Here is a 15,844-nt window from a genome sequence, read left to right as displayed (position 1 = left end):
GGATTTTTTGTTTGCATGGAGTGATGAAACCGGCGCCGGAAAACCAGCGCCGGTGCTCGTTTCATGTGTGTTACTTAGTGAAAACTGAAGGTAAATGGAATAGGGATCAAAAGGATGCAATGCTATTACACGACAGATGCCAGCATCCTTGGTTCCATGAAACCGGCCGGCGCTTTGGCTACTGTAAACCATGCACCGTCGGTTTCATACCTGTACGTACAGAAGCCTGATTTCCAGGCGTTATCCAGTTCGAGGAAGATTTCCATGTTCGGCTGCGGCACTACATTGCTGTAAGGCGTTGCCAGGTATGGCATACCCATGATAATCAATGAATTTGGGAACTCAACAATGGGTGAGGCCGGCAAAGCAAAGAAGTAACCTTTCAGATAGGTGAGGCCGAAAGCATGATGATGCGCGGCGGCCGACAGCTGGCCGGTACCGGTGATTTGCCGGGTTTGCTCATGGATGGTGAGCGAAATATGCAGGACCGGCCCGCCGGGCTGATGGGCGCCGATATCCATTTGAACGGCGAACAATCCGGGGGAAAGATGGGATTCTATGTGGACAGACTTAAGCATACAGAGAAAAGCGAACGATCAAATTTCTATAAATGCGGTTACCCCTGAAAGGCTGTTTTCCCCCTGGACAGGGGGGATTTTCAGCCTTTTATGGGTGTTTTTCATAAACAATTGACTGTTAATAACTTATAAACCAATTCAGAAATCTTATCCAGGTCATCTTTGTAAAGAGATGTAGCCTGCGCATGCGGGCTTCAGGCGCCAGTACGGCGAAAACCAGTCGCTGTGTTTTCCCGCCCAAAATCGCGCTATCAACCGAAACAGTATACCGAAATCGAGCCGTCAAATCACCTAAGGACAAATGGCGGCACCCATCAACAAGTATATTTTCATTCCAATATCGCGCATAATGGGAGGTGGCGGCACATGTAATTTTTCCATCTGACCGTGAAACTTTTCTCAACGTATCATCAGGAGGTCAGGATGACCCGTTTGAAATTAAAAGGAAGATACCGAGAACGAGGGCCTGATTTCGCGTTGCTCTATTTAACATAATATAAATTATATTGCCGTATATACAATTTGATCAATCATTTAAAGTTAATTTTAAACATTTTAATTTCGAAAAGCCAACTAATCATGTTTAACAAGTCATCCATGAAGTTCCAAAAGCTAATGGATGTAAAAAATTATGCGGACTTTGCGGGATTTTCAAGGTGATGCGATGACAAAACATACTTTCGTCAACTGATATAAATTGATATACAATTCACTCATCATCAATCGATCATGAATTTTAACTCCATCAATCATTTATTCACTTTCAGTAATGAAAAATTACGCAAGAATTGTCACACGGCTTTAACTGACCACGCGCTACGCGAAACGCCCGGCAAAATCAAACTCCGGCTCCTCCTCTGCTGAAAACACAAAAAAATCCGGGTAAGTCGTGAATACGCCCCAGCAAACAGATAACATCAATTAATATGAAATTATCCTATTCTTAGAAGCGCCCGTACAAGTCTTGTCTGCCTTCCCACATCTTCAACCCCGAAATGGGATTTTACAGATGCCCCATCCAGCCCAACAAATGAAAAAACGGGCAAATCCTGTAAGGACTGCCCGTTTTCCGGTTAACAACTTTATCCCGAAAGCGATCTATTCCATTAAATCCAGCGCCTTCAAATGGGCGGCGGCTTCAATCAGCATGCAGCCGGAAAGCTGGGTGCTCAGATCCACCTGGGAACCCATGGCGTTCCATTTGCCACCAAAAAGTATCTGCGGACGCGTGGTCGCCTGGAGCCAGAGCGTTTCCGCGTTGACTTTCAGGAAGCTCACATACTTGCCGGCGTCGGTGGCTGAAATCCCGCCGTCTGTAATCAGCAACATCATGTAGCGCACCAGGATGCCCTTGAACAACCCGCCATCGCCGGCGCCTTCGTCTTTCATCACGTTCCCCTGCGTCAGCTCCCCGGTCAGGGAGTTGTTGGCGGTACGCAGCGCGTCGTTGAGGTACACCTGTTCGCCCGTGATCTTGTATAATTCCACGGCGGCGCCAATGTAAACCCCTTGATTATAAGTGAATTTCCAGTTCTTGTTGGTGCCGCTGCCATCCAAACCGTCCCACACCAGGCCGGTTACCGGGTCTACCAGGTTGTTTTTCTGCCAGTTATAGATTTTCCTGGCCCAGTCCAGATCTTCCGGGTTCTTGTTGAGCAAATATATCCGCGACGCAATGATGCTCGCCGGCGCGTTGGAAGGCGTGTTTTTGTTCTTCCGCTCTTTATTCCAGTAAATCCCGCCGCCCCAGGTGTCGTCCCAGCCGCCTTTGATATCATTCCAAAGCGTTTCGGCGACGGTTTTGTATTTCGCGTCGTTCGTTACCTCGTACACCCGGATGCAGGCTAGCGCCATCCATTCCATATCATCATAAAAATGATTGATGTATGTGTTCCCGTTACGGGCTTTCATCCCTTCCAGCAATTCGTCCATCCGCGCTTTTATCTGCGGATCATTCTTACGGAGGTACGCGTCGAGCAATACATCCAACCCATGCGCATTGCGCCAGTAATGAAATGTATTGCCGCCGGTGTGATTCTCATTGAAATACTTCCCGGATGCATTGTAGAAGTTGGCTATCAATGAATTATAAGTCGAGTCCGCAATCGACGGCCAGTTGTACACGTACGTTTTCTTCCCCGCGCCAGGCCCCGGCCCATCGTCTACCGGTTCTTTCAAACAACCGGTAAACGATACGGCCAGCATAAGCAGCGACAGGCTATATTTAGTGATTTTCAGCATGTTGCGTGTTTGTTATTTAACAATTACTTCATGGGTATACGCCCTGTCCGCCCGGAAATATACATGCACGTCGCAAGGACGGGTATCCACTTCCGTCATGAATTTATAGCAGTAATTCCAACGGTCGCTGTTGGGGATAGGTCGCAGCTCCCAGAACGACAAAGGCGTGGCGGAAGTCGGGCGGTTGTTATCCGCATTCGAGCTGCCGAACCATTCGAAACCGTCGGTTCCCGCATTCTTCACGCTCAGGCGGAATTTATAGCGCTCGTCGCGGCCCCATGATTCCTGGCGGAAAGTGATCACTTTGTCGGTGAACGACCAGGTTCCGTTGCCGGCATAGCTCAGTTCGTGCATGATCTGATCGTTGGGCGCGAACCACAGGCCGATACCGGTGATTTCGGTAACCGTTACCGCGGCGTTGTTGAAGTCGAGGCGCAGTCGGTAAACTTTGGTGCCGCCGGCGTGGGTGCTTTCGCCGCCTTCGCGGATCAGGCCGCCATCGAGGGAGAACACGTTAGGCGTACCGCTGTTACGGTCGGTGAATTTGTATTTGCCGTCTTTCAGCGAAGTGTAGATTTCGAATACGCCCGCAGTCACGGATTTCAGTTTTTTCGCCTGGGCCAGGTCGGCACCGGCTTCGGTAGCATCTCCCGTCAGGAATACATCGACCGGGATCTCGGCGAAGCCGTTCGGGCGTTCCACCTCGATCGACCGGGCTTCTTTTGCGGGCTGAACATTAAACCCCTTGGAAGCCAGTACGGTCCATTTGATTTTACCCGTCCCCAGCGCGGGGATCCCCGTTTTGCCGGCGATGCTGTTCAGGTCTTTGTGGGACAGGTTCAGTTTATTCTGCACCCCGCCGCCATCGGAAGGGACTCGGGCGATGGGGTTGCTGAAATCGCCGTCCTCTTTATCGAACGCCACTTCATATAATACCAGCGAGCCGTCTTCCGCGCGGGCCTGGTCCCATTCGAAGAGTACCGAAGCGCTGGTGGCGGGCTGGAGCTTGGTGAATTTGTTATTGAGCGGCGCGGTCAGTTTATCTACCGGCTGCATGTTGGTGTTCAGTTTGTAATCGTCCTTTTTGCACCCGCCGGCTAACAGCGCAACGAGCAAGGTTACCATGGAAAGACTTTTATACATGACTTACGATTGAATTTGATTGTAGAATTGGATTACCATTCGGGATTCTGTCCCAGGTTTTTGTTCTGATCGCGTTCGGCGGTGGGTACCGGCCAGAGGTAATGTTTCGGGTTTTCAAAACGGCGTTCCTCTACGATGACGTACCCGTTGGGATCTTTATTGAAAGCGCCCGAGGCCACCTTAATCCCGCGAACCGGTTTCGCCAGTACAGTTTGCGCGGTTTTCCAGCGGCGGATGTCGAACACGCGGATACCTTCGAACGCCAGCTCGGCCCTCCTTTCGCGGCGCACGATGTCGCGGAGGGTTTCCTTTACGGCCCCGGCGGGATATTCGAGCGCGCCTGCATCGGTGAAGCCAGCGCGGACACGGAGGGCACGGATGGATTTGTTCCAGGTATCGGCGTCCAGCTGGCCCAGCTCGTTTTTAGCTTCGGCAAAACCCAGCAATATTTCCGCATAGCGGATCAGCGGCAGGTTGAGGCCGGAGTTATAGTTCGGTGCGGTCGGATCATAATGTTTCCGGAAGTAGTACCCGGTGGGGGAAGCACCCTGGTCGTCCACGCTGTTGGTAGCCGGTACGGAGCCCGGCTGGGTGAGGATCGTTTGGGTCGCGCCGTTGAAATCCACGATGGTAGCGCCGTGATGGATAACTGTCGCTTTGAAGCGGGGATCACGGTTTACGTAAGGATTGTTGGCATCATATCCGGAACCGGTTTCGGCAATCCCTTTCCCGTTCGTCATGATGTAATCGTCGACCAGGTCTTGCGTGGGCACCAGTGTGCTGCGCAACAGCGCCACCGTTTGCGGCAAAAAGCTGCGCTGGGTACTGTAAGTGCGCCCGCCACCGTACTGGATGTCGAGCACGGTTTCGTTATTGAATTCGTTGGCGGGTTTGAACAGGTTCTCATAATTGCCGAGCAATCCATAAGTCCCGTTTTGATTTCCCATCAACAGCGCATATTCCTGCGCGGCCAGATCCCAGTCGCCTTTCCAGAGGCGCACCCTGGCAGCCAGCGCGATGGCGGCGCCACGGGTGATGCGGCCGCGGTCTTTTTCCGCGTATTGCGTGTTAACGGGCAGGTCGTTCCGGATGGCCGCCAGCTCGTCGAGCACGAATTTGGACACTTCTTCGCGGGAGGTCCGCCCAATGGTGCGGGCTGCGGTTACCGAGATGAGATCCAGGTAGAAGGGCACGCTGCCGTACAGGTCCGTCATATTGAAATAAGCCCAGGCGCGGATGAACCTTGCTTCCGCGACGATCCGGCGGCGGAGGGTTTCATCCATCTGCGGCACTTTGCCGATGTTGAGCACCACGAGGTTGCACTTGCGGATAGCGGAATAATGGTAACTCCATTGCTCACGGACGCGCGACTGCGCCGGATCGTAGCTGCCACCTGCGATGAGCGACACGCCACTGAAGCCGCCGCCGGCTACATAGGCATTGTCGCTGAGGGCTTCGTTCCCGAAGTAGAAACCGTCGCCGTACATGTTTTCGTAGCAGCTGGCCAGCGCATCGAGCGCATCCTGTGCGTCGCGCCAATAGGCTTCTTCCGTAAACTCGCGCGTATTAGGCTGTTCCAGCTTGCGGCAGCCGGCGGCGAGTAACGAAATGCATGCTATGGTGAAGATCAATTGTTTCATAACGGTGTGTTTATCAGAATTTGATGTCGATCCCGAAAGCGTAAGTCGCTGCGTTCGGATAGTTACGTCCTGCGATGGCGTTGTAATTGAAGAAATCCATCTTATCGTCGAATTGCGTAAACTCAGGGTCTACGCCGATCTCACGGAAACGCTTCGGCATGAGGGTCAGCATGTTCTGACCTGTCACATAAATCCGCGCGCCCTGGATTTTCACCCGCTCAGTGAAGGATCTGGGCAGGGAATAACCGAACTGCAGGTTCTTCAGCCGCAGGTATTTTGTATCGAACATCCAGTAATCAGAATACGCGAAGTTGTTGGCGTTCGCTGTGCCGATAGTGAGCCTCGGGTAGGAAGCGCCGGGATTGTTCGGCGTCCAGCGGTCGAGATGCTGCACCATGGCGTGGTCTTCATTATTATGGAAGGCTTCCACGATATCGCCGCGCAGATATTGCGAACGCTTGCCCACTCCCTGCCAGAACATGGTGAAATCGAAATTCTTCCAGGTCAGGTTGTAATTGAAACCGAAAGTATACCGCGGGAAAGGATTGCCGAATACGAAACGGTCGTCGGCATCGATTGTACCGTCCTCGTTCCGGTCGATGTACCGGATATCACCGGGCATCACCTGCTGGTTGAATGCGAAAGGCACCTTGGGCGCGTTCTTCAGATCGTCCAGGTTCTGGTACAGACCGCTGGATTTGTACCCGAAGTATGAAGCGATGGGAAAACCTTCGCGGATAATGTAGCTGAAGTCGGAACCGCGGATGGACTCCTGCCCGAACTTCGTCACCTTGTTCAGGTTGTCGGACACGTTGGCGCTCAGGTTATGGTTGAACGCACCTGTTTTGGCGCGCCAGGAAACCGTCACTTCCCAACCCTGGTTCCTCACCTGGCCGGAATTCTGCAGGCTCGATCCGATGCCGGTGGTGCCGGGTACTACTTCGAACAGGTAAATACCGGAAGTCCGTTTGTCGAAGTAATCGAAAGACACTCCGACTTTATTATCAAACAGTTCCACGTCGGCGCCATAGTTGGCCATGGCGGAGGTTTCCCATTCGAGCAGGTCGTTGTAGGGCGTGAAATCCGCGCCGGGGTTGGCGGTATTGTTGAAGGGATATTTGTTCGGGTTGATGGACACGCGCGCCAGGTAATTGAAACCGCCGATGTTGGAGTTGCCCACTTTACCCCAGGAATACCGGAGTTTGAGGTTGCCGATGTCGCGGAGGTTGTCGAGGAAAGGCTCGTCGGTCACGCGCCAGCCCAGCGAGAATGCGGGGAACATTTGCCAGCGGTGGCCGGGCGCGAGCTTGGAAGAACCGTCGTACCGCCAGGTGAATTCTGCGAGGTAGCGGTCTTTGAACACGTAGTTCACACGGCCAAAAAGAGAATTCAGGGCGAAGAGGTTCGGGTTCACCAGCTCGTTGTACGTGCCGATCGTCGCGTAATCGAGGGTACCGTCGGGCTTGGGGATATACCCGCCGCCGATGCTCCAGTCGCTGTCGAGATTGGTGGTCCCGTACCGGGTGGCACGCAGGCCGTAATATTCGTTCTGCGCATCACTCCTGCCGCCTACCTGCGCCTTCACGTAGTGATCTTTCGCGAAAGTGTTCTCATATTCCACCGTTGCATACACGTTGGTGGTGAGGTCGCGGTAAGAAGCGTTGGACTGCTGGTTGTTGATCGGCGGGTTAGCTGTAGTATAATACGGCGCGTAGCTGTATTTGTTCTGCCGGTAATAATGGTTGTTGATGGTATAGTTACCGGAAGCGTTCAGGTTTACCTTCACATGTTTGAGCGGCGTGATGGTAACGTCAACACCACCCAGCAGGTTGTCGCGCTCGGTGTTGTTATAACCGGCGTTCACGAGTTGGGCGATGACGTTGTTGCTGTTCAGCGCCGGAACCACGAAATTGCCCAGCGAGTCTTTCACCGGGTAGATCCTCGGGGTCCGCATCGCATCGCGCATCAGCAGGCCGATGTCCGCATTCTGGCGGTTGAACCAGGATTTGGTGTACGCCATGTTCACATTCACCTGCACATATTTGCTCACTTCCACGCTCACGTTGGCGCGGGCGTTGTAGCGGCGGTAACCGAGGTTGAGCTCGTCGGGCACATACTTGTTGGCGAGCATGTTCCCCTGGTTCACGTAACCCATGCTAAGCAGGTAGCTGGTGGATTGGCCGCCACCGGAAAGGCTCAGGCTGTGGTTTTGCTGCGGGGTGGAACGGCGGATCATTTCCCGCAGGTAAGCTGGTTCCGAACCGCGCTCTTTCCAATGCGCCACCTGTTGCGGCGTGTATTGCGGTGTTTTGCCGGAGTTCACCAGCGCTTCGTTTTTGAGGGACATATACTCCCATCCTTCCACCTGGCGGGGCAGCGCCGTGGGCGTTTGCCAGCCGTACATGCCGTTGTAGTGAACGGAAGGCCGCTGGTCTTTGGTGCCGCGCTTGGTGGTGATATAGATCACGCCGTTGGCGGCCTGCGATCCGTAGATGGCGGACGACGCGGCGTCTTTCAACACGGAAATGCTTTCCACGTCGTAGGGATTGAGGTTCTGCAACCCGCCGCCCTGCGTCATCACCCCATCGATTATGATAAGGGGCGCATTGCCGGTGAGCGATCCCACGCCGCGGATATTGAGTACCAGCGCGGCGCCGGGTTCGGCGGTAGCCTGTTGCAGCGTGAGGTTGGGCGCGGTACCCTGCAGCGCCTGGAACATATTGGTCACAGGTCGGCTTTCAATATCCTTGGTGGAAATGGTGCTGATGGCGGCTGTTACCTGTCCCTTTTTCTGAGAGCCGTAAGCCGTGACCACCACTTCACCGAGATTTTTGGAATCGATACGCAGTAAAACGGTGAGATCGGTGCGGCCGCCGATAGGCACTTCGGATGAAAGATAGCCGATGTAACTGCAAACGAGCGTTCCGTTTGCGTCTTCGGAAGGGATCTGAAGACTGAAATCGCCGTTTTCGTTCGACACGGTGCCTACAGCAGGTTTGCCTTTGAGGCGGATATTTACTCCGGGAAGCCCTTCGCCGTTTTCGCCCACCACCCGGCCTTTAATGGTGACGTTTGCCTGCTGCGCGAACACGACGGCTGCTACGTTTCCCTGTTTGAGTATGATCTTGTTATTGATCAGCTCGTATCTGATATCGAGCGGGGAAAGGAGCATGTCCAGGATTTCGCTGAGCTGGCGGTCTTTGACCTGGAGGGTGATTTTGCGGGAAATGCTGATTTCGTCGTTGGAGTATACGAAAACATAAGGTGTTTGCTGCTCGATGCGATCGAGGACGGACGATAGTTTCTCGTCGCGCACCTGGATGCTGAGGCGTTTCTCCGTTTGTTTGCGGGGATTGTCCCGAGCCTGGTCCATCGTTTGGCGGGCGGTGTTGGCGGCCCATGCATCCTGCGCGTGGAGGTCGAGCATGCACAGCAGGGCAGTGCAGAAGACGGCGGCGCGGAGCAACGAACGGAAGGGACCCGGCTTGCAGAGCGGTCTTACTTTCATAACGTTTTAAGTGTTGTGATAAATGGAACGGGTACTTTATTCACTGATCAGCAGGGTGCTGTCGGTGATGGTATATTGGAAATTTTTAGATTTTGACAGGTAGAACAGGATCTCGGAGAGGCTGTTGTTGCGGAAGGCGCCGGTCATGCGGTAGTGGCGGGGCTCTTCCGAATCGAAGTGTACTTTTTTCCCGAAGGTTCTTTCCAGCTCGCGGCATATATCTTCCAGCGTGGCGTCACGGAAAACAAGGCCGCCGTCGGTCCAGGCGCGGTCTTCATCGCCGGATGTAACCGCTTTTTCCGGGCGGGCGTCTTCATCATACCAGGTTACTTTTTCGTCTGGCGTGATGTAGAAGGTGTCGGGAATGCGGGCGTCGGTGTATTTCGGGATGAAGGCGACTTTCCCGGTGCTGACGGATGTTTTGACCGGTTCGTTTTCGTATGCGCGGACGTTGAACGAGGTGCCGAGCACGCGGATGGTGCCTTTGCTCAGATGAACGATGAAAGGTTTCTCGGGAGCGCTGCTTACCTGGAAGAAAGCTTCCCCGGTCAGGAACACTTCGCGGGAATGGGGGCCGAACTGTTCGGGGTACGACAGGCGTGAATCTGCGTTGAGCCAGATTTTGCTGCCGTCCGCCAGTTCAAGTGCGGCGCGGATGGCTTTCGCGTTTTGGCGGTGCAGCCAGCGGACTGTATCCTTTTCAGGGTTGAACGCCGCGTAGCCTGAGTGTAACGCGGCTGGTTTCCACAGCGCCCACGCGCCTCCCAGCAGCAGGAGTATGGCTGCGGCGGCGGCGGACCACCACTTCCAGGCTCCTCTCCTGCCACGGCCAGACTCGCTGAGCGGGGCGGATTCACCGGCACGGATGCGGGCGAGCGTCCGCTCCAGGGCCTGCTCCGTACCGGCGGAGCTATGGACCGGCGCATCTTTGAAATAGCGCTGGAGGAGCTGCGCCTGCGACTGCACCGATGCATCCTGCGCCAGTAGCGAATCCAGTTCGCGCAGTTCCGCTTCGGTAGCTTCGCCAGCCAGCCGGGCCGCCAGCAGCCGGGTGATTCTTTCGTCGTTCATCATCATTACCAGAGATAGGGACCTGCTTATGATTCCGTCATTTCCTTACGGATATTGCCGTTATCTTCCGGCAGGTCAAATACATATATACATTTTCAATGCTATCGACAATCCATTTCATTCCGGGCGCGGCAATGCGTTACACCGGCCGGCCCTCCCCTTTTCCCGCACGCTACACCTGTATCCACTTCACCCATAAACTTGCACAATCACCACCGAACGGACGCTTTTTGCCAGCAATACCGCACTTTTCCGATTGCTTACCTGGTGGGATACTATAGGGTAACTTAGGGGTTACTGTATATTTAAAGTATATCAACAGTATATCCCAGCCTGTATTACCCTTTGTTTACCCTGGAGAATACCCACCTTAACCTACTGTATACCATTAACTTACACTACACTATCCATCACGTTGGCATCCATTAAAAGGCCTTCAGATATACATAAACCCCCAGTTTATACGGGTAAACCAGCTTGTTGCGGGTTTCCTGTTCATCGCGCGGCCAAATCGCAGCCGGGGGCTTACCAAGTCCATCCATCCAGCAACAGCAGCAATAAACCCACCGTTGGCGGCAGTTTTCCGCCCTTTCTGAGCCTGTCCGGCAACCAGTGCCCCACGGCCTCCTGCAGGCGGCGGATGGCGCGGAAAAGCTGCGTTTCCACTGTCCGCGGCGAGATATTCAGGATTTGCGCCACTTCTTTATACCGGAAACCTTCTTCCTTGATCAAGCGGAACACTTTCCGGCATTGATCCGGCAGGAGATTCACCTCACGGTCGAGCCGCGCCGACATTTCCTTCCACTCCATATCCCGGCCGGGATCGCCCGCGTCCGTCAACTCCCACTCCCCGTTCTCCAACGGCGATATCCGCATCGATGAATACTTCTCCTGGTAATTATAAGCCTGGTTCCGCACCGACACAAACAAGTACACTTCCAGGTTCCCTACTTCCGTCAACCCCGCACGCCGCTCCCATATCCTGACGAATACATCGGATACCACTTCTTCCGCGGCCTCCCGCGAAGAAACGTACTGCATGCAAAATCGAATTAGCCGATCGTACAGCAATCTGAACAGTGCGGCAAAAGCCTGTTCGCTGTCGTTACGTGCAATTTCTTCCTGCAAACTCCGTATGTGCTTGTTGCTGTCCGGCATAAGCCCTGCTGTGGGTCCCCCCTTGTTTACCTTCGTAAAAAACCTACGTTAAAAAATGTCTTGGTTGAACGGAACGGCGTGGAATACCGTTTTCTAATGTAAGGACCGGCAATTTTAGAAAATTCCTTACAGGAAGGAAAAAAATTTTAGACGGCGGAACCGGGCATGAAAAAAGGCGGCGGAATTGCTTCCGCCGCCTTCGAATATTTTGTTCAACCCGCCATTAAGCCGCCTTGCGCGACTTCTTCGGTACCGCGATCTTTGCAGTAGCCGTCTGGCGCAGCTTGATCATGCCCAGGAAGTGCATTGCGCGCATCACCGGGTAAGTAGGATCAAACTCAAACCATTTCTTGGCGAAGTTGGCGCTGTCCTTATGCTTGTGGTGGTTGTTCTGGAACAGCTCACCCAACAGGAAGATACCCCAGGGCTCCGAGTTGCGGGAATGGTCGCCGTTGTCGAAATTGCTGTATCCGTATTTGTGACCGCACCAGTTCACGATCGCACCCTGGATAGGGCCCATCAGGAAGTGAATCGGCAACAGCAGATACAGCCACCAGGTAGTACCAGCGAAGATCACATAAAATGCAATATACAAAGCGATCCAGGTCAGACGGGTAGCACGGTGGTCACCGAACTTGTCCAGGCTGTCCCAAACCGGCAGGGGATCTTTCGTGAATTGTGCGTCAGGCAGTTTTTTGCCGGACAGAAACGCTGCATAAATCTCACGGGTGTGGATCATCATATGCCAAACGTCCTTGAAAAAGTGCGGGCTGTGCGGATCATGCTCCGTATCGCTGTATTCGTGGTGCATCCGGTGCATCACGCCATACGCACGGGGAATCAGGTAAGAAGAACCCTGGAAAAACCAGGTGCTGAAATAAAACACGCGCTCCCAGCCCTTGCTGGTGTCGTACATCTGGTGAGATGCATAGCGGTGAAGGAAAAATGTATGGAAGAAAAGTGATAAAAACCAGTGTGAAAAGAAGAAGATCAATATCGCAGTCATCGCCTCAATTTTAGTGTTGAAAGTTGAACCGCAAATGTAACCCTTTAATCCGGGCTAACCTAATAATCAAGCCCCCCGAAAAAATTAACCCCTTCTTAATGAATATATTAATATATGATATGTTCACTGCTCAATTTTCCACGATCCGTACCCTTCTCAACTCCAGGGTATTCAACCCATCGCTACTGAGCCCCAACACGTTAGGCTGTTTGAAACGCATCACCATGTCATAAAACAACGGCACCACCGGGGCATCCGCCACCACCATCCTGTCCATCTCCTGGTACAACCCATACCGTACCGAATCGTCCGTTTCCTCCAATGCGCGCTCATACAGCCGGTCGAACGCCGGATTATCATACCGCGTATAATTCGGCGGCGCGGGATTCTTACTGTAGAACATCGCCAGGAAACTTTCCGCATCCGGGTAATCCGCGATCCAGCTGGCCCGGAAAAAAGGCACGGCGGATTTCGCTACCTGATCAATCAGCGGCCCCCGTTGCATCACTTCCACCTGTACCTTAATCCCCAATTCCTGCAACTGCCGCGCGGCGTAATCGGCCAGGTCCGCGTACAAAGGGATCGACACCAGTGTAATCCCCGGCAACCCCTTCCCATCCGGATATCCCGCTTCCGCCAACAACTTCCGCGCCCTGGCCGGATCGTAGTGATACCCCGGCACCGCGGCCGTATCGAACGACGGCAATCCCGCCGGCACAAAACCCGACGTGGCCGGGATCCCTTTATTGTTCCGCAGGTATGTCACCATCTTCACCCGGTCGATCCCGAAATTCACCGCGCGCCGCACGCGCAGGTCGTGCAGCGGACTGTTTTTCACACCGGGCTTCTCCGGATCCATCACGATACCGAAATATTCCGTGCTGAGGTAAGGCGTTTTCATCATGACGATCTTCCCCTCCCACTCTTTTTTCAATTCACCCTGCCGCGTGAGCACTTCGTCTTTGAACGTGGCGTCGATTTCGTTGATGAAGCTGAGTTGTCCCTGCCGAAACAGCAGAAACTCGGTTCCCTTGCTGTCTACAAACGAGATCTGCACCGCATCCAGGTATGGCAGTCGCGTGCCGTGTTCATCGGTTTCGTGATAACGGGGGTTTTTATGCAGCACCAGCCCCTGCCCTTCGTCCCAATAGAAAAACTGAAAGGGCCCCGTGCCTATGGGGTGCTTCCGGAAATCCTTGCCGAAGTGCTCCACGATCTCCCGCGGCACCACGCTGCAATATTGCATGCTGAGGATGCCCATCACGGGTTGGAAAGGCTGTAGTAACCGGAGTCGGAAGGTGCTGTCGTCGACCGCCGTGAAACCTGCCACGGGATCTACTTTGCCGTTGAAGACCCAGGCGCCCGACGATGCCGTGGCGGGGTCGATGAGCCTGCGGAAACTGTAAGCAACGTCTTCCGCCGTCATTTTCCTGCCTTTGCCGCCGGGGAAAAGAGCGTGGTCGTGGAAATGGACGTCAGTGCGGAGATGGAAAACATACTCCTTCCGGTCGGCCGAAACTTCCCAGCTTTTCGCGAGCGAGGGGCGAATGTTGAGGGAGCTGTCGGTTTCGACGAGTGTGTTGAATACCTGGCGCACGGCCCACATGATGGCCTGGTTCTTGGCGAAGGCGGGGTCCAGCGTGGGGATGCCGCCTTCCTGGTTGTAGCGGAACACCATTTTCCCGTCGCCGCGGCGTTCGCCGCAGGCGTATATCAGGATCAGCAGGAAGAAAACGGAATACTTCATAAACAGGACCATCAAGGTAATCAGAATTCCGGGACCAGGCAAGCCTGCGCAACCGCCTGTCAAAAAAAGCCCCTGCCGTCTCCCCCAACTGGATTATATTGCCGTTTAAACTTAACCTGTATGATGAGGCTGCTGCCCATTCTGCTGACGTTGTTCACCGTAAGCAACGCCTATAGCCAGCACAATCAACGCTTTACCCGCCAGGATACCCTGCGCGGCACCCTGGGGCCGGAGCGCACCTGGTGGGACGTAACGTACTACGACCTCTCGATGCGCATCTTCCCCGACACCAAATCCATCGAAGGCACCAACGTGATTCATTACCGGGTTACGGGCGCGCCCAACCGGATGCAAATCGACCTGCAGCAGCCCATGGAGCTGCGGAAAGCCGTGCAGGACGGGCAAGAACTCACATTTACCCGCGAAGGCAACGCCTTTTTCATCGATATGCCGGCCCATCAGCCCAGGGGAAAAATCAAACAGATCGTCCTCACTTTCGGCGGCAAGCCCCGCGAAGCGAAGAACGCGCCCTGGGACGGCGGCATCGTCTGGAAAACCGACTCCCTGCACCGCCCCTGGATCGCCAGCGCCTGCCAGGGCCTGGGTGCCAGCGTGTTCTGGCCGAATAAAGACCATCAGTCCGAAGAGCCCGACAGCATGCAGATTGCGGTAACCGTACCCGGCGCCCTGACCAACGTTTCCAACGGCAGGCTGCGTTCGGTGAAAGACGGTGCGGATACCACGCGCACCTTTACCTGGTTCGTCTCCAATCCCATCAACAACTACGACGTGGCGCTGAACATCGGCCACTACGCGCATTTCTCCGATATTTACAAAGGCGAAGCCGGCAACCTGCCGCTCGACTTCTGGGTGCTGGATTACCACCTCGCCGCCGCCAAAAAACACTTCGGCGTGGTGAAGCCCATGATGCAATGTTTCGAGCACTGGTTCGGCCCCTACCCTTTCTACACCGATACCTACAAACTTGTGGAAACGCCGCACCTCGGCATGGAGCACCAGAGTGCCGTGGCATACGGCAACCAGTATAAAATGGGCTACCGCGGAAAAGACCTTTCCGGTTCCGGCTGGGGATTAAAATGGGATTTCATCATCATCCACGAAACCGGCCACGAATGGTTCGGGAACAATATCACGACTAAAGACATCGCCGATATGTGGGTGCATGAATCCTTCACCAACTATTCCGAAACGCTTTTTACGGAGTGCCGATACGGCAAGGAAGCGGGGAATGCATATCTGCAGGGCATCCGTAAAAATATCGCCAACGACGTTCCCATCATCGGCCCCTACGGCGTCAATACCGAAGGTTCCGGCGACATGTATTACAAAGGCGCGAACATGGTGCATACCATCCGGCAGATTATCAACAACGACGAACAGTTCCGCCAGATCCTGCGCGGGCTGAACAAAACCTTCTGGCACCAGACGGTGACCACACAGCAGGTAGAGGATTTCATCAATAAAAAATCAGGGTTTAATTTTGATAAGGTATACGATCAGTACCTGCGCCATACACAGCCGCCCGTATTCGAGTACAGCATTAGCGGCGGACAGCTGAAATACAGATGGGTAGCGGATGTGAAAGGGTTCGACATGCCGATCCGTGTGAGCACGGGAACCGGCAAGCCCGTTATGCTGCGGCCCACGGCGGAGTGGCAAACGATGCCGCTGAAAAACGCGTCTAAATTCGGGATCGATCCGAACTTCTACGTGGTTCCGAAGAAAGTGTAA

General features: G+C 54.1%; 10 protein-coding genes. 1 reads left to right on the top strand and 9 read right to left on the bottom strand.

The window, feature by feature from the left end; all coding sequences use genetic code 11:
- Positions 1-125: 125 nt before the first annotated feature.
- The 9 genes from WJU16_RS24725 to WJU16_RS24685 form a co-directional block, all read right to left on the bottom strand.
- Positions 126-578, bottom strand: a complete 453-nt coding sequence (locus WJU16_RS24725) for a DUF1842 domain-containing protein (protein ID WP_341836031.1) — start codon at positions 576-578, stop codon at positions 126-128.
- 1,098 nt (positions 579-1,676) lie between these two features.
- Entirely contained in the window at positions 1,677-2,819 is a 1,143-nt protein-coding gene (locus WJU16_RS24720) for a glycoside hydrolase family 76 protein (RefSeq protein WP_341836030.1), read from the bottom strand.
- 12 nt (positions 2,820-2,831) lie between these two features.
- Positions 2,832-3,962, bottom strand: a complete 1,131-nt coding sequence (locus WJU16_RS24715) for a SusE domain-containing protein (RefSeq protein ID WP_341836029.1) — start codon at positions 3,960-3,962, stop codon at positions 2,832-2,834.
- Positions 3,963-3,994: 32 nt separating this feature from the next.
- Positions 3,995-5,602, bottom strand: a complete 1,608-nt coding sequence (locus WJU16_RS24710; protein WP_341836028.1) for a RagB/SusD family nutrient uptake outer membrane protein — start codon at positions 5,600-5,602, stop codon at positions 3,995-3,997.
- Between the two features lie 13 nt (positions 5,603-5,615).
- Positions 5,616-9,110 carry a TonB-dependent receptor gene (locus WJU16_RS24705; RefSeq protein ID WP_341836027.1) on the bottom strand — a complete coding sequence of 1,165 codons (3,495 nt, stop codon included), beginning with the start codon at positions 9,108-9,110 and terminating at the stop codon, positions 5,616-5,618.
- A gap of 36 nt (positions 9,111-9,146) precedes the next feature.
- The gene (locus WJU16_RS24700) at positions 9,147-10,187 is read right to left on the bottom strand and encodes a FecR domain-containing protein (protein ID WP_341836026.1); all 1,041 of its coding nucleotides are present in this window, start codon (positions 10,185-10,187) and stop codon (positions 9,147-9,149) included.
- Positions 10,188-10,706: 519 nt separating this feature from the next.
- Positions 10,707-11,339: an RNA polymerase sigma-70 factor gene (locus WJU16_RS24695; protein WP_341836025.1), complete on the bottom strand. Its 633-nt coding sequence runs from the start codon at positions 11,337-11,339 to the stop codon at positions 10,707-10,709.
- A gap of 223 nt (positions 11,340-11,562) precedes the next feature.
- Entirely contained in the window at positions 11,563-12,345 is a 783-nt protein-coding gene (locus WJU16_RS24690) for an acyl-CoA desaturase (protein ID WP_341836024.1), read from the bottom strand.
- A gap of 130 nt (positions 12,346-12,475) precedes the next feature.
- Entirely contained in the window at positions 12,476-14,092 is a 1,617-nt protein-coding gene (locus WJU16_RS24685) for an ABC transporter substrate-binding protein (RefSeq protein ID WP_341836023.1), read from the bottom strand.
- A gap of 120 nt (positions 14,093-14,212) precedes the next feature.
- On the opposite strand from WJU16_RS24685, the gene WJU16_RS24680 reads away from it, so the two are divergent.
- A complete protein-coding gene (locus WJU16_RS24680; RefSeq protein ID WP_341836022.1) occupies positions 14,213-15,844 on the top strand; it encodes a M1 family metallopeptidase in 1,632 nt (543 codons plus the stop codon).

Source organism: Chitinophaga pollutisoli, assembly GCF_038396755.1.
Classification (GTDB): Bacteria; Bacteroidota; Bacteroidia; order Chitinophagales; family Chitinophagaceae; genus Chitinophaga; species Chitinophaga pollutisoli.
This window is presented reverse-complemented; position numbering and strand designations above follow the sequence as displayed.